The 18,602-nt window shown below is 39.7% G+C and carries 18 protein-coding genes, 5 tRNA genes and 2 pseudogenes; all 25 read left to right on the top strand.

Annotated elements, in window-relative coordinates; translation table 11 throughout:
- Position 1 precedes the first annotated feature (1 nt).
- Positions 2-436, top strand: coding sequence for a protein TolR (gene tolR / locus AB2N10_RS09230; protein WP_354623958.1), 435 nt, complete (start codon positions 2-4; stop codon positions 434-436).
- Positions 433-1,428 carry a cell envelope integrity protein TolA gene (gene tolA, locus AB2N10_RS09225; protein WP_354623959.1) on the top strand — a complete coding sequence of 332 codons (996 nt, stop codon included), beginning with the start codon at positions 433-435 and terminating at the stop codon, positions 1,426-1,428. The genes tolR and tolA overlap by 4 nt, the downstream gene beginning before the upstream one ends.
- A gap of 11 nt (positions 1,429-1,439) precedes the next feature.
- Positions 1,440-2,753, top strand: coding sequence for a Tol-Pal system beta propeller repeat protein TolB (gene tolB / locus AB2N10_RS09220; RefSeq protein ID WP_354623960.1), 1,314 nt, complete (start codon positions 1,440-1,442; stop codon positions 2,751-2,753).
- Positions 2,754-2,778: 25 nt separating this feature from the next.
- Entirely contained in the window at positions 2,779-3,330 is a 552-nt protein-coding gene (gene pal / locus AB2N10_RS09215; RefSeq protein WP_354623961.1) for a peptidoglycan-associated lipoprotein Pal, read from the top strand.
- Positions 3,331-3,340: 10 nt separating this feature from the next.
- Positions 3,341-4,081 (top strand): tol-pal system protein YbgF, encoded by a 741-nt coding sequence (gene ybgF, locus AB2N10_RS09210; protein WP_354623962.1) that lies wholly within the window; start codon positions 3,341-3,343, stop codon positions 4,079-4,081.
- Positions 4,082-4,320: 239 nt separating this feature from the next.
- Positions 4,321-4,396 (top strand) — tRNA-Lys (locus AB2N10_RS09205).
- A gap of 38 nt (positions 4,397-4,434) precedes the next feature.
- Positions 4,435-4,510: transfer RNA gene (locus tag AB2N10_RS09200), tRNA-Lys, on the top strand.
- Positions 4,511-4,552: 42 nt separating this feature from the next.
- Positions 4,553-4,628, top strand: a tRNA-Lys gene (locus AB2N10_RS09195).
- A gap of 139 nt (positions 4,629-4,767) precedes the next feature.
- Positions 4,768-4,843, top strand: a tRNA-Lys gene (locus tag AB2N10_RS09190).
- Positions 4,844-4,884: 41 nt separating this feature from the next.
- Positions 4,885-4,960, top strand: a tRNA-Lys gene (locus AB2N10_RS09185).
- 105 nt (positions 4,961-5,065) lie between these two features.
- Entirely contained in the window at positions 5,066-6,124 is a 1,059-nt protein-coding gene (nadA, locus tag AB2N10_RS09180) for a quinolinate synthase NadA (protein ID WP_354623963.1), read from the top strand.
- 71 nt (positions 6,125-6,195) lie between these two features.
- Positions 6,196-6,678: a DUF1456 family protein gene (locus AB2N10_RS09175; protein ID WP_369433732.1), complete on the top strand. Its 483-nt coding sequence runs from the start codon at positions 6,196-6,198 to the stop codon at positions 6,676-6,678.
- 111 nt (positions 6,679-6,789) lie between these two features.
- Complete coding sequence (locus tag AB2N10_RS09170) at positions 6,790-7,365, top strand: hypothetical protein (protein WP_354623965.1); 576 nt, start codon at positions 6,790-6,792, stop codon at positions 7,363-7,365.
- Between the two features lie 91 nt (positions 7,366-7,456).
- Positions 7,457-7,783 (top strand): flagellar hook-basal body complex protein FliE, encoded by a 327-nt coding sequence (gene fliE, locus AB2N10_RS09165; RefSeq protein ID WP_354623966.1) that lies wholly within the window; start codon positions 7,457-7,459, stop codon positions 7,781-7,783.
- Between the two features lie 28 nt (positions 7,784-7,811).
- Complete coding sequence (fliF, locus tag AB2N10_RS09160) at positions 7,812-9,521, top strand: flagellar basal-body MS-ring/collar protein FliF (protein ID WP_354623967.1); 1,710 nt, start codon at positions 7,812-7,814, stop codon at positions 9,519-9,521.
- Positions 9,511-10,570, top strand: a pseudogene (gene fliG / locus AB2N10_RS09155) (flagellar motor switch protein FliG). The gene fliF and the pseudogene fliG overlap by 11 nt, the downstream one beginning before the upstream one ends.
- A gap of 24 nt (positions 10,571-10,594) precedes the next feature.
- A complete protein-coding gene (gene fliH / locus AB2N10_RS09150) occupies positions 10,595-11,503 on the top strand; it encodes a flagellar assembly protein FliH (RefSeq protein WP_369433731.1) in 909 nt (302 codons plus the stop codon).
- Complete coding sequence (fliI, locus tag AB2N10_RS09145) at positions 11,496-12,827, top strand: flagellar protein export ATPase FliI (RefSeq protein WP_354624185.1); 1,332 nt, start codon at positions 11,496-11,498, stop codon at positions 12,825-12,827. Before fliH ends, fliI begins: the two co-directional genes overlap by 8 nt.
- Positions 12,828-12,848: 21 nt before the next feature.
- Positions 12,849-13,298 carry a flagellar export protein FliJ gene (fliJ, locus tag AB2N10_RS09140; RefSeq protein ID WP_369433730.1) on the top strand — a complete coding sequence of 150 codons (450 nt, stop codon included), beginning with the start codon at positions 12,849-12,851 and terminating at the stop codon, positions 13,296-13,298.
- 161 nt (positions 13,299-13,459) lie between these two features.
- Positions 13,460-15,199 (top strand): flagellar hook-length control protein FliK, encoded by a 1,740-nt coding sequence (locus tag AB2N10_RS09135; protein ID WP_354623971.1) that lies wholly within the window; start codon positions 13,460-13,462, stop codon positions 15,197-15,199.
- A gap of 81 nt (positions 15,200-15,280) precedes the next feature.
- Positions 15,281-15,742 carry a flagellar basal body-associated FliL family protein gene (locus AB2N10_RS09130; RefSeq protein WP_369433729.1) on the top strand — a complete coding sequence of 154 codons (462 nt, stop codon included), beginning with the start codon at positions 15,281-15,283 and terminating at the stop codon, positions 15,740-15,742.
- Between the two features lie 229 nt (positions 15,743-15,971).
- A pseudogene (gene fliM / locus AB2N10_RS09125) lies at positions 15,972-16,999 on the top strand (flagellar motor switch protein FliM).
- Between the two features lie 58 nt (positions 17,000-17,057).
- Entirely contained in the window at positions 17,058-17,456 is a 399-nt protein-coding gene (gene fliN, locus AB2N10_RS09120) for a flagellar motor switch protein FliN (RefSeq protein ID WP_354623975.1), read from the top strand.
- Between the two features lie 62 nt (positions 17,457-17,518).
- Positions 17,519-17,863: a flagellar biosynthetic protein FliO gene (gene fliO / locus AB2N10_RS09115; protein WP_354623976.1), complete on the top strand. Its 345-nt coding sequence runs from the start codon at positions 17,519-17,521 to the stop codon at positions 17,861-17,863.
- Positions 17,856-18,599: a flagellar type III secretion system pore protein FliP gene (gene fliP / locus AB2N10_RS09110; protein ID WP_354623977.1), complete on the top strand. Its 744-nt coding sequence runs from the start codon at positions 17,856-17,858 to the stop codon at positions 18,597-18,599. Before fliO ends, fliP begins: the two co-directional genes overlap by 8 nt.
- Positions 18,600-18,602: the final 3 nt, after the last annotated feature.

Below are 18,602 nucleotides of genomic sequence, written 5' to 3'. Positions count from 1 at the left end.
CATGCAATATTCTTATCGAAACCCGAAAAGACGCCGCGTTATTGCTGAAATTAATGTTGTTCCTTATATCGATGTAATGTTGGTTTTGTTAATTATTTTTATGGTTACAGCCCCGTTAATCACGCAAGGCGTTAAAGTCGATTTGCCACAAGCTGCCGCAGAGCCTTTATCTGAAGATAGTAAACCGCCACTGATTGCCTCTATTGATAAACAAGGGCGTTATTATCTTAATGTTGGTGAGAGTGTTAAAACGCCTCTTCAGGCCTCGGAAATGAAGGCGTTAGTGAGTGCTCAATTGGCGCTTGATAAAAATGCACAATTTGTCGTCAAAGGGGATGGTGATGTGCCCTATAAATCAGTCATTGATTTAATGGTGCTATTGCAAGAAGCGGGAGTCCCTTCGCTAGGATTAATGACAGAGCCTGAGGACGAATGAAAAATAGCACAACGATAATTGCTTTTATTACAGCTGTCGCGTTACATCTTATTGTTGGCGGTATTTTATTAATGAATATTGAATTTACTTTGCCAAAGGATAAACCGAAAGAAAATATTATTAATGCATCATTGGTTGAACAAAAATTGTTTGATGATTTGGCGCAGCGAAAAAAAGATAAAATATTAGCTGAACAGAAAAAACAACAAGCAATTCGTCAAGAAAAAGAGCGCTTGCAAAAGGAAGAAGCATTGCGCAAGCAAAGGGAAGTACAGAGAATAAAAGAAGAAAAAGCGCAAGCTGAACGTAAAAGAGAGGAAGCAGAGCGTATACAGGCTGAAAAGATAGCGACGGAAAAGGCGGCAAAGGAGAAGGCGATTAAAGAGGCGCAGGAGAAGGCTGCGAAAGAGAAAGCAGTAAAAGAAGCACAGGAAAAAGCGGCGAAAGAGAAGGCAATTAAAGAAGCACAGGAAAAAGCGGCGAAAGAGAAAGCAATAAAAGAGGCGCAGGAGAAGGCCGCCAAAGAGAAAGCGATTAAAGAAGCACAGGAAAAAGCGGCCAAAGAGAAAGCAGTAAAAGAGGCGCAGGAGAAGGCTGCGAAAGAGAAAGCACAAAAAGAGGCTGCTGAAAAAGAGCGTCTTCGTAAAGCAGAATTGGAAAGGCTAATGGAAGATGAATTTGCAGAAGCTTTTTCTAGTGCGCAAAGTGCTAAGCAGTTATCTGAAATTAAGCGTTATGAAGCATTAATTCGAGACAAAATCAGCCGAAATTGGCAAGTTGATGCCGATATGAAAGGTAAAACATGTACGCTTGCTATTCGTCTTGCTCCAGATGGTTTAGTCTTATCTGCAAATAAAAGTAAAGGCGATGATAAGTTATGTGCATCTGCCAAACGTGCAGCCCTAAAAGCGCGCACATTACCGATTCCAAAGGATCCTGAAATATCATTACAGTTTCGCGATTTTGATATAACCTTAGATCCCGATTTATAGGAGAGTTGTCCATGTTTTATCGTTTTATATTGTCTTTTCTTTTTATTGTTTTTTCAGCGAATGTCAGTGCGCGTCTAGAAATTTTAATTACGGAGGGGGTTAATAGTGCAAGACCCGTTGCCGTGGTCCCCTTTCAATGGGTAGGTGCAGGAGATAAACCGGATAATCTCTCTGATATTATTGCCGCAGATTTGCAACGCAGTGGACAATTTAACGCTATCGCTATTGCTAAAATGCCGCAGACACCTTCTAAAAGTGAAGATATTAATTATGCGTTATGGCATAAAGCGGGGGTTGAAGTGATTGTTATTGGCACGATCCAAGCTGCGCAAGATGCGGGACAATATATTGTAAGTTATCAATTGTTTGATGTTGTAAAAGGTAATGTTGATATCGAAGGTTATAACCCTCTATTAGATCAAGGACGAAGTATTGTAAAAACAGAACAACTGCGTCCGTTAGCCCATAAAATCAGTGATATTGTTTATGAGAAATTGACCGGTGTTAAGGGCGCTTTTTCGACTAAGATTGCCTATGTCGCCGTTGATAGAAACGATGAGCATCCATTTCAACTGCGTATTTCCGATTACGATGGCTATAATGAAAAAACCATTTTACGTTCTAAACAACCTATAATGTCTCCTTCTTGGTCGCCAGATGGGCGTAAATTGGCCTATGTCAGTTTTGAGAAACGTCGCTCAGAAATTTGGGTGCAAGATCTGTTTACTCAGCAACGCGAATTAATTACTCAATACCCTAAAATTAATGGTGCACCGAGTTTTTCTCCCGATGGTAAAGAGTTAGCAATCGTTCTTTCAAAGGATGGGCAACCAGATATTTATACCATTAATCTGACCACTAAAGCGCTACGCCGTATCACTAAAAGTCGAGTCATTGATACCGAACCAAGTTGGGCTCCCGATGGGCAAAGTCTTGTATTTACCTCCGAACGAGGCGGAAAAGCGCAGGTCTATCAAGTGACACTCGCAACGGGGAAAATAAAACGAGTTACTTGGCAGGGGGATGTTAATTTAGGTGGCACAATTACCCCCAATGGTGATAGTCTAGTTGTGGTAACTCGCCATCAAGGTGATTATAAAATATCAGTACAAGACCTAAATTCAAGTGAGTTAAGAACATTAACTAAAACCCAACTAGATGAATCACCAAGTATTGCTCCTAATGGTAGTATGATAATCTATAGTACGGTTTATAAAGGTAAGCAGGGATTAGCACTGGTATCTATGGATGGACGTTTTAAAGCTAATATACCAGCGCTCAATGGTGAAGTTAAATCGCCAGCTTGGTCTCCATTTTTAAATTAATTCAACCAAACGATAAGGAAGTAGTATGAACCTAACTATGATTTCAAAAAGCTTATTAATTGCATTACCTATGTTGGCATTAGGGGCATGTAGCTCTACCACTGAGTCAGAAGCAACAAAATCTGCATCGCAACAAGCTGCTACAAACACTAGTGAAAATAACAATGGAGTGCAAACTGAGTCTATTGAAGTTGGTGACGTTATTGAATTAACTGATGAAGAGATAATGGTGAAGGAATATACCTCAGCGATTTTAGAATCAACTATTTTATTTGATTTTGATGCAGCAACAATCAAACCTCAATTTGCTACAATTTTAGATGCTCATGCCAAATTTTTGATCGATCACCCTGCAAAAGTAGTGGTTATCGAAGGGCATACCGATGCCAAAGGGACACCTGAATATAACATCGCTTTAGGAGAGCGTCGTGCAGCATCGGTTGCTACCTATTTAGAAAATATGGGGGTAATGAGTAAGCAAATTTCAGTTGTAAGTTATGGTGAAGAAAAGCCTGTTAATTTTGAACATAATGAGTCTGGTTGGGCTGAAAATCGTCGTGCTGAATTAACCTATTAAGTTTTTACCTATGAGATATAAAATCTATACAATGGCCATCTTATTGGCCTCTTTATCCTCGTTACCTGTATCTGCAGCGGCTCCTGTGGCTGACCTTAGGTCAAGTACGGGAAATACGACTAATGGCGAGTTAGAAAAGCAGCTAAATGAGTTGTCTCGCTTATTGGAGACGCGTAATAAAATGCAAGTCAAGATGCAGAGTCAGCTTGATCTTTTATCACAAGAAATGAGTATGTTACAAGGTAATATCGAGGTCTTTAATCATAAAATTGAAGAAATTGAAAATCGCCAACGTAATTTATATCAATTAATTGAAGAACAGAAAAAAGCCAAGCTGCAACCCGTTGCAAATGTTGACAGTGTAAAACCTGAAAGCAAAAATGAGCAAGTTGCCTATCAAAGTGCCGTTGATCTTGTCTTGGTAAATAAAGAATACCAACAAGCGATTGCCGCCTTCGAGGCCTTTGTAGTTGACTACCCGAAATCAGAATATGTTGCAAATGCACAGTACTGGTTAGGGCAATTGCTATATAAACAGAAAAAGCGTGATGAAGCGCGATCAGCCTTTTTAATTGTTATAGATGATTACCCTAAATCTAATAAGCGAGCTGATTCTCTTTTTAAAATTGGCCTTATCGATGAATATTTGGGGAACCTAACATCGGCGAAAGTTTTTTATCAAAAAGCCGTGGCTGAATATCCCAACTCGTCAGCCGCTGAATTGTCGAAGGAGAGGTTGAAAGTTTTATGATCACATTGGTGAGCACTTTGCTGAACTAGGTGATTTTGTTTGTTTTCTCAGCAAGCAGAACGAAAAGCTTTTTTTTTTGTTGCGCTATTAAAAAAATTCTATATTATACGCCGCAGTTGAAGCGTGACCTGTGAGTTATATCACGGTGGTTGTTTTCAATTTAAGGTTCTTTTGTGTTAACTTATTGGTTAAAATGATCGATAAGTACAAACTAATCTAAATTAGTAAGACCCATTTATGGGCCGTTAGCTCAGTTGGTAGAGCAGTGGACTTTTAATCCATTTGTCGAAGGTTCAAATCCTTCACGGCCCACCACTTTTATTGTAAAAGTATAATAGTAATACCCCATTTATGGGCCGTTAGCTCAGTTGGTAGAGCAGTGGACTTTTAATCCATTTGTCGAAGGTTCAAATCCTTCACGGCCCACCACTTTTATGCATTGTAAAAGTAAAAATAGTAAGACCCATTTGTGGGCCGTTAGCTCAGTTGGTAGAGCAGTGGACTTTTAATCCATTTGTCGAAGGTTCAAATCCTTCACGGCCCACCACTTTTATTTTGTAAAAGTACAGTTAGTAAGACCCATTTATGGGCCGTTAGCTCAGTTGGTTTAGAAGTCGATTTTTAATCCTATTGTGTTGATAAGAGTCGAAGGTTCAACCTTTTATTCGTCAGTTTCACCGTATATCGGGCCGTTAGCTCAGTTGGTAGAGCAGTGGACTTTTAATCCATTTGTCGAAGGTTCAAATCCTTCACGGCCCACCACTTTTATTTTATAAAAGTAAATTTATTCATACCCATTATATGGGCCGTTAGCTCAGTTGGTAGAGCAGTGGACTTTTAATCCATTTGTCGAAGGTTCAAATCCTTCACGGCCCACCACTCATTTTAAATGAAATTTATTAATCACTCCCTCATGTTTTAATTGTCGTTTTTATTTTTAACCACGGTATAATTTATCTATATTTACTAAACATCGAGACAAATATGAGCAAAATATCTCCTCTTGCTGGTTCTGATTACCCGTTCCCAGCAAAGCCGTCGGTACTTACCGAGTCTGAAAAGTGCGATTACAAAGCAAAGATTAAACAGTTATTAATTGAAAAAGATGCTGTTTTAGTTGCTCACTATTATACCGATCCTGAAATCCAAGCGTTAGCTGAAGAGACTGGAGGCTATGTTGCCGATTCTTTAGAAATGGCTCGTTTCGGCCGAGATCACGCTGCTAAAACCTTGATTATTGCTGGTGTTCGTTTTATGGGGGAGACCGCTAAAATTTTAACGCCCCATAAGCATGTCTTAATGCCAGAACTTGAAGCAACCTGTTCGTTAGATGTAGGTTGCCCAGTTGATGCATTTAGCGAGTTCTGCGATCAACATCCAGATCGTACCGTGGTTGTTTATGCCAATACATCGGCAGCAGTAAAGGCAAGAGCAGACTGGGTTGTAACATCAAGTATTGCATTGGAGATCGTTGAACATTTAGACAGTGAAAATAAAAAAATAATTTGGGGGCCTGACCGACACCTTGGTGGTTATATACAAGCTAAAACAGATGCAGATATGCTAATGTGGCAAGGCGACTGTATCGTTCACGATGAATTTAAAGCCAGTGCGTTACGAGATATGAAAGCTGTGTACCCAGATGCTGCAATTTTAGTCCATCCTGAGTCACCCGAAAGCGTCGTTAAATTAGCCGATGCAGTTGGTTCAACAAGTCAATTAATTAAAGCAGCGAAGGCGTTACCTAATAAAAAGCTCATTGTAGCAACGGATAAGGGCATTTTTTATAAGATGCAACAGGCTTGCCCGGATAAAGAGATTCTAGCTGCACCAACCGCTGGCAACGGTGCAACCTGTCGAAGTTGTGCGCATTGTCCTTGGATGGCAATGAATGGGTTGAAAGCGATCTATAATGCATTAACGGATGCAACGGGCCATGAGATTTATGTAGATGAAAAAGTTGCTCAAGGTGCATTAGTTTCATTAAATCGTATGCTTGACTTTGCTGCGGAGCAACAGTTGAAAGTGCAAGGTAATGCATAATATCAATTTGATTATACCCATTGCATTGACTTAATTAACCCTATTACTTACTTATTACTTACTGAGAAATTATGATCACAAATGATGTTCTACGACGTGTACGTTATGCGCTACAACTTAATGATAAAAAGATGTTAGAAATATTTGCATCGGTAGATAATCCTATCGATGAAAATTATCTGCATAGCATCATCGCAAAAGAGGGCGAAGATAATTTTGTGTTTTGTCGTGATAGCTTACTTTCTTTATTTCTTGATGGGCTTATCGATGCTAAACGTGGTAAAAAAGAAGGTAGTAGTCCAATTCTTTTGCCTGCTAAAGCGGTGATTTCTAATAATGATATTTTACGTAAATTACGCATCGCACTTAACTTTAAAGAAGAAGATATGCTTGCTGCGTTAGACTCGGTGGAATTCCCTGTTTCTAAAGCGGAGCTTTCAGCTTTATTTAGGAAAAAAGATCACCGTAATTATAAAGTCTGTGGAGATCAATTACTTAGAAATTTTTTAAATGGTATAACTAAACGTTTTCGTGGAACAGAAAGCGAAGTTTAAGTGTCTCTTAGTTGATACTATAACCAACGGCTATTTTTGCATTTTAATTGGGAGCAGTTATAGTCATAGAAAGGTGTTTTTTTGATTATAATAACGATAAGGAATAAAGCGATGTTATCTATAATGAAGGTTTTGAGTTTATCTTTGCTTGTTTTAGTTGTTGGTTGCTCTTCATCAACGGAGAAAGAGACATCCATTGGCAGTATTCCTAAATGGATTTTAGATCCGCAAATTGAAGATGGTATTGCTGTTTCTGAGTGTGTTTTATTTTCTGGAAATATGTCCATTGATAGGCAACAAGCATTAGCTAATGGGCGTGCTTCTCTTGCTCAACGTATTGAATCGCGAGTCAGTGCGCTAGACAAAATATATCGGGATAAAATAGAAGTGAGCAGTGGCGTAGAATCTGGGACTACATTTTCTAGTGTTTCTAAGCAGGTAACACAACAAACGTTAGTGGGTACTAGCCTTGTTAAAACAGATATTGTTGAAATTGCTGGTAAAGATAATCTCTGTGTCTTGGTTGCTATTGGTCAAGAATCTACTAAAGAGATATTTGATAATTTAGTAAATGCAGCAAAACGCCCTATGTCTGCACAACAAAAAGATCTGTTGTATACGGAGTTTAAAGCGCAAAGAGCTGAACAACAGCTTGATGCTGAATTAGAAAAATTACAGCAACAATAGTGTTGCTGGCTAAAACGCAGAGTTAATCAGCCCATTTAATGGCATGAATATTGCTTTTCTGGATGTATGTGTCAATAAATGGGTTAATATTATGAATCTTAATACTTCTGCATTATTTAATGAGTTAGGCAGCGCAAACATTCAGAATAAGCGAATCGAAGGCGAATTTGCCAGCCAACCAACCAACTCCTCATCCGCTGATTTTTCTAAAATGCTCAAACAAGCGATAGATAATGTGAATGGGCTACAACAAAATACAACAGAATTACGTAATCGCTTTGAAATGGGTGATAAAGAGATTAGTTTAGGCGAAGTGATGATTGCTGCCAATAAATCAAGCTTGGCATTTGATGCAACCGTGCAAATACGTAATAAAATGGTAGAAGCATATAAAGAAGTGATGAGCATGCCTGTTTAGGTGTATTGACTCAGAAAAAGGATAAACTGTGGCTAGTTCAGATAATACCCCTAACATGTTATTAGAAGATAGTAACTACAACAATGATGAAACGGTTGCGCCTCAAAAGGGGGCTATCGCGGCTTTCTTTTCAAATGTTGACGTACTCAGACAAATTAGCATGATTATCGGTTTGCTGATTGTTTTGGCCATCGTTGTTATTATTTGGTCATGGGGTAAAGAAGCTGACTACCGTCCTCTTGGTACCTACCAAACAGAGGAGTTAATTACGACACTTGATTTCCTTGATAAACAGCAAATTCAATACAAACTCGAAGGAAATTCGATACTTGTTATCTCTGAACAATATCAGAAAATAAAACTACAGATGACACGTGCTGGGTTAGTTAATGATAATAGTGAAGATGGTGATGATATTCTTCTCCAAGATATGGGCTTTGGGGTTAGCCAACGTGTAGAAAAAGAGCGTTTGAAGCTAAGTCGTGAGCGCCAATTAGCCTTGGCCATTCAAGAGATGAAAAGTGTGACTAACGCGAAGGTATTACTGGCGATACCAAAGGAGAGTGTGTTTGCACGAAAAGAACGTGAAGCAAGTGCTACCGTAGTGGTCACGACTGCTCGCTCTTATACGCTTTCGAGTCAAGAAGTTGACTCCATTGTCGATATTGTGGCATCCGCTGTGCAAGGGTTATCTCCGAATAATGTCACCGTGAGCGATCAGCGGGGACGTTTACTTCATTCTGGTAGCAGTAGTGGCATGTCTGCTCAATCGAGTAAAGAATTTGCTCTCCAACGTGAACGCGAAGACGAATATAAAGCGAAAATTGATGCCATATTAATTCCGGTGCTAGGATTGGCTAACTACACTTCTGAAGTCGATTTGATGATGGATTTTACCGTTGTTGAAGAGACCAAGAAAACCTTTAACCCAACTCAGCAAGCAGTTAGAAGTGAAATGCTTGTTGAAACAAAATCAACCAGTGCCTTGGCTGGCTCAGTACCCGGAGCATTAAGTAATCAGCCTCCAGCAACGTCCTCTATACCAGAAGAAGTTGCTGGAAACGAATCGGCTAAAACCGTTGATGGTAATTCACATAATGAAACAACGCGAAATTTCGAAGTGGATAGTACGGTTACCTATATTAAGCATAAAATTGGTAAAGTGGATCGCTTAGCTGTTTCCGTTGCACTAGATTATGTCACGACCACCAATGAAGCTGGTGATGTCGTTTATACGCCTCGTCCTGCTGAAGAAATCGCCAATATACGTCGTTTACTATTGGGTGGATTAGGTATTAATGTTGCTCGTGGTGATGTGTTAGAAATAGCATCGGTGAGTTTTAACCGCCCCGAGTTAGCAAGTGATGCAGAAGAAGAGTTCTGGAAAACTGAGATATTCCAAAGCTATGTCCGCTTCGGTGGCAGTATGTTGATTATTTTATTAACTTTACTGTTAATTGTACGCCCTATTATGAAAAAACTACTTTATCCTGAAATGCTTGAAAAAGTGGATGAGTATGAGTTAGGTGGTGCAATTGGCTCTATGTCTGGTAATGATTTGCAGTTATTGAATGACGATGATAATGGTATTGAATTTGGTATCACGAATGGTCAAGTTGTATTGCCAGATTTACACAAAGATGAAGACTTACTTAAAGCGGTGCGGGCATTAGTTGCCAATGAGCCCGGTTTGTCTGCACAGGTAATTAAAGAGTGGTTAATTAAAGATGACGGATAAAAAAGCAGAAGTAGATAGTAAAAATAATAAGGTCGCGGGTACCGATTTTGATGTCACTACGCTTACAGGTGTAGAAAAATCAGCCTTACTTATGCTCAGTTTAACGCCTGCCGATGCTGCACAAATATTTCGTAACTTAGAGCCGAAACAAGTGCAAAAGTTAGGGATGCAGATGGCTGCTTTAAAGGATTCTTCACAGGCGAGTGTGAGTAGTGTGCACCGTTTATTTATAGAAGATATCCAAAAATATAGCAACATCGGTTTAGATAGTGAAAACTTTGTTAGAGCATCGCTTATTGAAGCATTAGGTGAAGATAAAGCCGGTAATTTGGTTGATCAAATTATATTAGGCAGTGGCTCGAAAGGACTTGATTCATTGAAATGGATGGATGCGCGGCAAGTGGCTGCGATTATTCAAAATGAGCATCCTCAAATCCAAACCATTGTGTTGTCTTACTTGGAGCCGGAACAATCTGCTGAAATATTAACTCAATTCCCCGAAAAAATTCGACTGGATCTGATGATGCGTATTGCCGGATTAGAAGAGGTACAACCTGCCGCATTACAAGAGCTGAATGAAATCATGGAGAAACAGTTTGCCGGACAGGCGGGTGCTCAAGCAGCGAAAATGGGGAATCAAAGCTGCTGCTAATATAATGAACTATTTAGATACGGCTATAGAAGGTCCGTTAATGGATGCTCTGCGCGAGTCTGATGAAGATATGAGTCAACAAATTCAAGATCTTATGTTTGTCTTTGATAACCTTATTGACCTTGATGACCGTGGTACACAAACATTATTACGTGAAGTACCTGGTGAGCAGCTGAAATTAGCGATTAAAGGTGCCGATGAACAGCTTAAAGAAAAAATATTCAAAAATATGTCTTCTCGTGCAGCTGAAATGCTACGTGACGATCTAGAAGCGATGGGACCTGTGCGTATTAGTGAAGTGGAAGCGGCTCAAAAAGAGATACTTACCATTGCTCGTCGCCTGTCTGATGCTGGTGAAATCATGCTTGGTGGTGGTGGTGGTGATGAATACTTATAATTCAGGTAGCCGGAGAGTACTCTCATGAAAGATGACAAACCAGAATTTGTTAATTGGCATTTGCCCGAAATGGGAGAAACAGAGGACGATGCTGATGAGGTGAGTTTATTTGGTAAACCTGCTGCTTGGTATAGTCATGAAAAAATAAGCGAAGAAGAAGAAGCCCTTGAAGATGAACCAACCCCATTAACGTTAGAGGACATTGAGGCAATTCGTTTATCGGCCTATGAGGATGGCTTTAAAGAAGGAAAAGAAGCCGGTTACAGTGCTGGACATGAAGAAGGGAAGGCGGCAGGTTTTATTGAGGGCAAACAAGAAGGTACGGAATTAGGCTTGAGTGAAGGTCGTAGTGAAGGGCAAACGCAAATTGATGAGCAAGTCAATCATTGGCAACGTTTGATTGAGCGGCTGCATAATCCACTCGAAAAGCTTGATGATAGTGTTGAGTATCAATTGGTGCGTTTAGCAACAGCGCTTGCTGAACAAATTACCCGTTGTGAAGTACAAACTAATCCGCAGATAATTTTGCATGCTTTAAAACAAGCCGTTGAAGCACTCCCTGTCTCAGAGCAAACAATACATATTTTATTACATCCAGATGATCTACTCTTTGTACAAGCCGCCTATCCTCCTTCGCTCTGTGAAAAACGAGGTTGGGATTTGCAAGCTGAGCCGGCATTAGCGCGTGGCGACTGTCAAATACAGACAAAAATTTCCAGTGTGGATTATCTATTTTCACATCGAATAGATCAGGTGTTAAAGCAGTTCTTTAAAGAAAACCATGATTTCATGCCAGATAAAAATGATGATTCTGACTTATCAAATAATGCGCCTATCGATAATATTGACCAGCCAGAAATAGCGCCGCCCGATGATGTCAGTGATAGCGATGAGCTTAATCCTAATTCGGATGTTGATGCTAAAAATGAATAGCCTTGCACAGCGACTTACGCAATACCAAACAGATCAGTTAGTGACTCACCCAACGGTATCAGGGAAACTTATTCGTGTCGTTGGGCTAACCTTGGAGGCTATCGGTTGTACCGCTGCGGTGGGAAGTTTATGCAAAGTGGAAACCAAGGATGGCTTTATTGATGCCGAAGTCGTTGGTTTTTCTGATGAACGTCTTTTTTTAATGCCCAGTGAAAGGCTAACAGGAGTTGTCCCAGGTGCGAAAGTTATCCCACAAACCGTTGCACAGGGAATTCCCGTTGGCATGGAATTATTGGGAAGGGTCTTAGACGGCATTGGTAAACCGATTGATGGCAAGGGAGATATCATTACGGCACAATCTAGCCAATATAATAACCCGCGTATTAATCCACTAAGTCGTAAAGCAATTAAAGAGCCTCTGGATGTTGGTATTAAAGCGATTAATTCATTATTAACTGTTGGCAAAGGTCAACGTATGGGGTTATTTGCGGGGTCTGGTGTCGGTAAAAGTGTGCTTTTAGGTATGATGACTCGTGGTACAACGGCTGATGTCGTGGTGGTTGGTCTTATTGGGGAACGTGGCCGAGAGGTTAAAGAGTTTATTGAGGAAATATTAGGTGTAGAGGGACGTAAGCGTGCCGTTGTAATTGCAGCTCCGGCGGATGCTTCGCCATTAATGCGCTTAAAAGGATGTGAAACCTCTTTAACTATTGCAGAATATTTTCGTGATCAAGGCTTAAATGTCTTACTTTTAATGGACTCTTTAACGCGTTTTGCACAAGCTCAACGTGAAATCGCCTTAGCCATCGGAGAGCCTCCTGCAACCAAGGGGTATCCTCCCTCCGTGTTTGCTAAATTACCCGCTTTAGTTGAACGAGCTGGAAATGGTAATGAAAATCAAGGGTCTATTAGCGCCTTCTTCACAGTATTAACGGAAGGTGATGATTTGCAGGATCCCATTGCCGATGCATCAAGAGCTATTCTTGATGGTCATATCGTATTATCTCGAGAATTGGCCGATTCTGGCCACTTCCCCGCGATTGATGTGGGTAAATCGATTAGTCGTGTGATGCCCATGGTCACTTCAGATGAACATCAAATTTTAGCTCGCGCTTTAAAACAAGCTTATTCTTTATATCAAGAGAACAAAGAGTTGATAACTATTGGCGCCTATGCGAGGGGCAGTGATCCAAGAATTGATAAAGCGATCGTAATTAAGCCAAAGTTGGACCATTTTTTGCAGCAGGGTATGAAAGATAGCATTAGTTATAACGATTGTTTGACACAACTAGCGTCCTTAACGCAACAGTTTGTTAATAGTTAACTTTATGAAAAAGGGATTTAGATGGCCAGAGATGCACTACAACTTGTTTATGAACAGCGTGAAAAACAGGTAGAGCAAGCATTATACGCCTATCAAAAATCACAAAAGATGTTGTTTGAGCAGCGCAAACAATTACAAAATCTAAGCCAATACCGACAACAATATATTTCCCAATTAACTGCAAAGGGGGGGGAGGGGCTATCCATCTCTGAATTGGCTAAATACCAGCGTTTCATCATGCAGATTGATGAAGGGATCACCAATCAGCAGCAATCGATGGTTAAATTTGAATACGATGTGCAGGCCAGTAAGAAGCATTGGTTAGATAGTCAGGTGAGCTGCAAAGCATTGCTAATGTTATTAGAGAAGAAAGCGCAACAAAATGCGAAAATAGCCGACCGTAAAGAGCAACAATTACTTGATGAGTTTTCCACCTTTCAGTTTTTTCAAAAAAGCGCCCCACGAAGATAATTTATGGCCTATATATTGCTTTATTTTTAAATGTCTACTTTACATGTTGGTTAATTGCTCTGTTTTTTGGTTAATTATCTGATTTTTAATGTTATTTATTGTTTGCTTTTGGTGTTGAATTAGAAAAAGCGGCAATAAATGTTGTTTAAGAGAGTTATTACATGATGCAATCTATTTTATTACCGACCTCACCGTCCTCCTTGCAGTCAAAAGAGTCGGTTAGCTCAAATGAATCCAAGGGCGATGAGATTGATGGATCATCCGCAGAGACGCAAGTGAAAAAGAAAAATAGCATTTTTTCTACTCTGCTTGATGCTGCGATAACACCAAAACAAGCAATCGATGCCAGTGCAAAAACATTATCAGAGCAACTTCAATCAACTTTATCTGAAGAAGAAATAAATAAAGATAGTGCTGAGCCTAGTTCAATCAATGAGAGCGAATTAGTTGATGCAGTTGAAGAGGAGCTGAGCGTTCAAGATTATAGCCAGACAGAGGTCAGCTTTGAGTGGGATAATCAGACCGTTGAGGTTGATACTCACGCGGTAGTTGCTGAGGGCGAGCGCCTGCTCAATAGGAGTGAAAATGAAAAGTTGCACTCAGAGAAAAACAGGGAACTCTCTGTTGATCAAGAAATTAACGAATCAGATAAGAATAACGCTGTTTTATCGACAGGCAACATCGATAAATCAAATAAGGTCAATGTTTCTGGTATTGATAACGAAATAGAAAATGATAAAGTCAAAAAAGGGGAGCAAAATAGTGTTTCATTTGCCGAAAAGCAAAAGGAACATCAATCGCTATCGTCACGTATTAATGACCAAGAAGGGATCCAAGCCCAAGGAGTCTTATCCGATACAGAAGGTCGCTTACAAAATGTTGCTCAAAATCAGCTTGAAGCGCATTATTTTTCATCTAATAACGAAACAAGGAACCCGGCTAATATTGCTGGTGACGCAAAGCTATCGCAGCAAGATGATAAGCGTACTTCTATCAATTCTAGTGGTGAGATTAAGCCCTCACAAGCAGAGTTGCAACCTGCCAATATTTTAGCGCAGATAGAAGAAGCACAAAAAACCAATATACGTATTAGTGGATTAAACAGTCAAGCTGTGAGCGGATCGGATAAAACAGAATCAGAAAATGAGAGTGTAGAAGTTCAGGATGAAAAAAAGGGTAAACTGATTTCTAAAAGTTTATTTGAGCCTGAAAAAATCGCGTTAAAAGATAACGCTATGAGTAACGATAAAGCATCAACTGAAGCATTTTTAAAAAATCAAGCAGCCGTGGTTATCCCTGATAAACAAGAACACATTTTAACGTCAAATCAAACTGATAAAACAGCATTAACGGCATCGATGGATAGCAATTCGCTACTTCGTTCGAATCACATCACGGGGACTCAAAGCGATAAATTGAATGGGCAGCCGCAACCAATGTTAACCATGCACGCAACGTCATTACATGATCCATTATCTCTGCATGCTAAACAGAATGCGGCTTTATTGGGAGAGCGAGTGATGATGATGATTTCACAGGATAAGCAGGAAATACAAATTCGCCTTGATCCCGCTGAACTTGGCTCAATGAATATAAAAGTACAAGTACAGCAGGACCAAGTGCAGCTAACCATTCACACGCAAATGAGCCAAACGCGCGATTTTATTGAGCAACATTTACCCAAACTCCGTGAACAACTTGCTCAACAGGGGGTTAATTTGGGTGAAGCTAATATCGAGCAGCAAAGCCAACAACAAAAGCAGCAGAACCAACAGCAAACGAATTTAGCACATAGTGATAGTTCACGAAGTGAAAATACATTGTCTGCAACGTCGGAGTTAGATGGATGGGTTAAAGGAAATATCACCTTGGCTGCTCAAGGAATAGACTATTATGCATAACGTTTTTGATTATTACTGAATTTGTCATCGAAATGCATTAAAATCCGCACAATTATTTTAACAGTTTAAGGATATAGGTTAATGGCTGACACGGATAACAATAAAGAAACAGCTGAAGGTGAAGCTGTCAAAGAAGGCGGTAAAAAAAAGTTAATCATCATTATTGCAGCCGCCAGTATATTATTATTAATAATTGCAGCCGGCGCTTACTTTTTATTTTTCAATGACAGCGCTGAAAAAGAACAACCCGTCGTAGAGCAAGTGGTTGAAGAAGAAGTGGATAATGGGTTTGTTGAAAATGTTTATGTGCCTATGCCTCTGCCTTTTGTTTTTAATGTTGAAGATGGTAAACGTACGCGTTTGGTACAAATTAAAGTGCAATTAATGGTTCGAAACAACGAATATGCGTTACTTACTCGCAAGCATAGGCCACTATTAGAAGGCACAATTGTTAAGGTATTAAGTTCTGCAACGGTTGCACAATTGCGTAGTCCAGAAGGTAAAGAAGCTCTTAAGAGCGATTCTTTTAAAAGCACTAAATGAAGCTACATCAAAAGTTGAGCAAAAAGCATTAATTAATGCGGTACTATTTACAGGCTTTGTTTTACAGTAAATTTTAGTGACTATTTAGCCCATTTTACTTTCATCATAATAGAGTCGTTATTACGAAGAGCAAAGTTTAAGCGGTTTAATTTTATTAATGGTCGAACGGCAAACATGATGTTTGCCTGAATCATTACTTTTTTAATTCTTTATATCAGTAGGATTTTTCATGGCAGATCTGTTATCCCAAGATGAGATTGATGCGCTACTTCATGGCGTAGATGATGTTGAAGAGGATATTGCTGAAATTGATGGTGGCTCTGAAGAATCTCTTGTTCATTTTGATTTTTCCTCACAAGATCGTATCGTTCAGGACGTATGCCAACCTTGGAGTTGGTTAATGAACGATTTGCGCGTCATTTAAGAATTAGTTTATTTAATATGTTACGTCACACGGCAGAAGTCTCCATTAATGGCGTGCAAATGCTTAAATTTGGTGAATATTTACACACCCTTTTTGTACCAACCAGTTTGAATATGGTACGTTTTCGCCCATTGAAAGGAACCGCTCTCGTCACCATGGAAGCACGTTTGGTATTTATTCTTGTGGAGAATTTCTTTGGCGGTGATGGTCGCTATCATGCAAAGATAGAAGGACGCGAATTTACGCCAACGGAGCGCCGTATTATTCAAATGCTGTTAAAAATAATATTTGAAGATTACCACGATGCATGGGCCCCCGTGATGGACGCTGAATTTGAGTACCTTGATTCAGAAGTTAACCCTGCCATGGCGAATATTGTTAGCCCGACCGAAGTTATCGTCGTTAATTCTTTTCATATTGAACTTGATGGCGGTGGCGGTGATTTTCATATTGCAATGCCTTACGCTATGTTAGAGCCAATAAGAGAATTACTTGATGCGGGTGTGCAGAGTGATAAAGAAGATACCGATCAGCGCTGGAGCCAGGCGCTTGAAGATGAAATTATGGATGTATCGGTCGATATTACCGCTAAATTATTGGAAAAAGAGTTAACCTTGCGCGAAATGATGAATTTTAAAGTGGGTGATATTATTCCTGTGGATATGCCAGAGTCAATGTTGGTATCTGTAGAGGGATTGCCGACATTCAAGGCAACGTTAGGGCAGTCTAATGAGCAGTTAGCCATGAAAATAACAGAGCGCTTGAGACGTCCGAAGATACATAATAGTAAATTACAGATTTCAAATTTAAAATTAGGCTCTGAAGAACACTAGCATAATTAGTTCTTAGGATAACTAACGATAGTCATAAAAATGGTAAATAGGGAAAAATATGAGTAATGAACAAGATATGGCTGATGAGTGGGCTGCGGCACTCGAAGAATCTGGTGACGCTGGCAAAGCCAATCAGATTAATAGTGTTGAACTTGATGAACTTAAGGACACGTCAACGGGATTAGATAGTGAAGAATCATCACGCTTAGAGAGTATACTTGATATTCCCGTGACTATTTCCATGGAAGTTGGCCGTAGCAAAATTAATATTCGTAATTTATTACAGTTAAACCAAGGTTCGGTGGTTGAACTGGATCGCGTTGCTGGAGAGCCTTTGGATGTTTTGGTAAATGGGACCTTGATAGCGCATGGTGAAGTGGTTGTGGTTAATGATAAGTTTGGTATCCGATTAACGGATGTCATCAGCCAAACTGAACGAATTAAAAAGCTAAAATGAGGATTTTTTTCCTTACTATTGCAGCCGTTTTTTCTAGCAATGTATCTGCTATGGAGGAGAGTATGAACAACCCTGATTTTGCTTTGGGTAGCGTACTTGCCTCCTTGCTATTAGTCATTGCCTGTATTTTTTTATTTGCTTTTTTAATGAAAAAAACCAATCTTTTAAAAAATGGACAGGGAAAAACTGCAATGAAAGTGGTTGCGACATTGCCACTAACTAATAAAGGTCGCGTGCAGATAGTTGAACTTAATGGTCAACACTATCTATTAGGAGTGACGGAGCAAAATATCTCACTACTTGATAAATATAGTAAACCGTTAACTACTGACGAGCCTACTACAAAAGAAGTAAATACCTCTTTTGCTACATTATTAGCTAAAATAAGTCGTAAATCAGATGCGTAAAATATATCCGCTACTTGCCCTTATCTTATTACTCTTCTCACCTCAGCTATTGGCACAAACAGGGGCGTTATCCGCTGTAACCGTTACCACTAATAGCGCAGGAAATCAAGAGTATAGCGTTACGCTACAAGTATTAGCGTTCATGACTGCGTTAAGTTTCTTGCCTGCGATGCTTATTTTAATGACCTCCTTTACGCGTATTGTTGTCGTGATGTCAATTTTACGACAGGCACTTGGTTTGCAACAAACCCCTTCAAATCAAGTGATTAACGGGATCGCATTATTTTTAACTTTTTTTATTATGGCTCCGGTCTTCGACCGTATTAATGAGGCTGCGCTGCAGCCTTACTTAAGTGAAGAATTGACCATTGTTCAGGCGCTTGAAAAAGGCAAAAAGCCGATGATGGATTTTATGTTAGCGCAGACGCGTCTGAAAGATTTGGAAACCTTCATGGAAATCGCGAATGTTCAGGCCGAGACACCAGAAGATGTGCCTATCACAGTGCTTATTCCTGCTTTTGTTACCAGTGAATTAAAAACCGCATTTCAAATTGGTTTTATGATCTTCATTCCTTTTTTAATTATAGATTTGGTCGTGGCAAGTATTTTAATGGCAATGGGGATGATGATGTTGTCACCGATGATTATTTCATTACCATTTAAGTTGATGTTATTTGTTTTAGTGGATGGTTGGAATTTGATTATGGGTAGTTTAGCTAATAGCTTTGGCCTGTAGGAG

Origin of the sequence: Psychromonas sp. MME1 (assembly GCF_041080865.1) — a bacterium.
In the GTDB taxonomy this organism is placed as follows: Bacteria; Pseudomonadota; Gammaproteobacteria; order Enterobacterales; family Psychromonadaceae; genus Psychromonas.
The sequence above is the reverse complement of the archived record's forward strand: the minus strand, read 5'-3'. Positions and strand labels throughout refer to the sequence as shown.

Bases quoted from the DNA above. Each gene is read 5' to 3' on its own strand.
- tolR (WP_354623958.1), top strand. From the start codon at position 2: ATGCAATATTCTTATCGAAACCCGAAAAGACGCCGCGTTATTGCTGAA.
- tolA (WP_354623959.1), top strand. From the start codon at position 433: ATGAAAAATAGCACAACGATAATTGCTTTTATTACAGCTGTCGCGTTA.
- tolB (WP_354623960.1), top strand. From the start codon at position 1,440: ATGTTTTATCGTTTTATATTGTCTTTTCTTTTTATTGTTTTTTCAGCG.
- pal (WP_354623961.1), top strand. From the start codon at position 2,779: ATGAACCTAACTATGATTTCAAAAAGCTTATTAATTGCATTACCTATG.
- ybgF (WP_354623962.1), top strand. From the start codon at position 3,341: ATGAGATATAAAATCTATACAATGGCCATCTTATTGGCCTCTTTATCC.
- nadA (WP_354623963.1), top strand. From the start codon at position 5,066: ATGAGCAAAATATCTCCTCTTGCTGGTTCTGATTACCCGTTCCCAGCA.
- AB2N10_RS09175 (WP_369433732.1), top strand. From the start codon at position 6,196: ATGATCACAAATGATGTTCTACGACGTGTACGTTATGCGCTACAACTT.
- AB2N10_RS09170 (WP_354623965.1), top strand. From the start codon at position 6,790: ATGTTATCTATAATGAAGGTTTTGAGTTTATCTTTGCTTGTTTTAGTT.
- fliE (WP_354623966.1), top strand. From the start codon at position 7,457: ATGAATCTTAATACTTCTGCATTATTTAATGAGTTAGGCAGCGCAAAC.
- fliH (WP_369433731.1), top strand. From the start codon at position 10,595: ATGAAAGATGACAAACCAGAATTTGTTAATTGGCATTTGCCCGAAATG.
- fliI (WP_354624185.1), top strand. From the start codon at position 11,496: ATGAATAGCCTTGCACAGCGACTTACGCAATACCAAACAGATCAGTTA.
- fliJ (WP_369433730.1), top strand. From the start codon at position 12,849: ATGGCCAGAGATGCACTACAACTTGTTTATGAACAGCGTGAAAAACAG.
- AB2N10_RS09135 (WP_354623971.1), top strand. From the start codon at position 13,460: ATGATGCAATCTATTTTATTACCGACCTCACCGTCCTCCTTGCAGTCA.
- AB2N10_RS09130 (WP_369433729.1), top strand. From the start codon at position 15,281: ATGGCTGACACGGATAACAATAAAGAAACAGCTGAAGGTGAAGCTGTC.
- fliN (WP_354623975.1), top strand. From the start codon at position 17,058: ATGAGTAATGAACAAGATATGGCTGATGAGTGGGCTGCGGCACTCGAA.
- fliO (WP_354623976.1), top strand. From the start codon at position 17,519: ATGAACAACCCTGATTTTGCTTTGGGTAGCGTACTTGCCTCCTTGCTA.
- fliP (WP_354623977.1), top strand. From the start codon at position 17,856: ATGCGTAAAATATATCCGCTACTTGCCCTTATCTTATTACTCTTCTCA.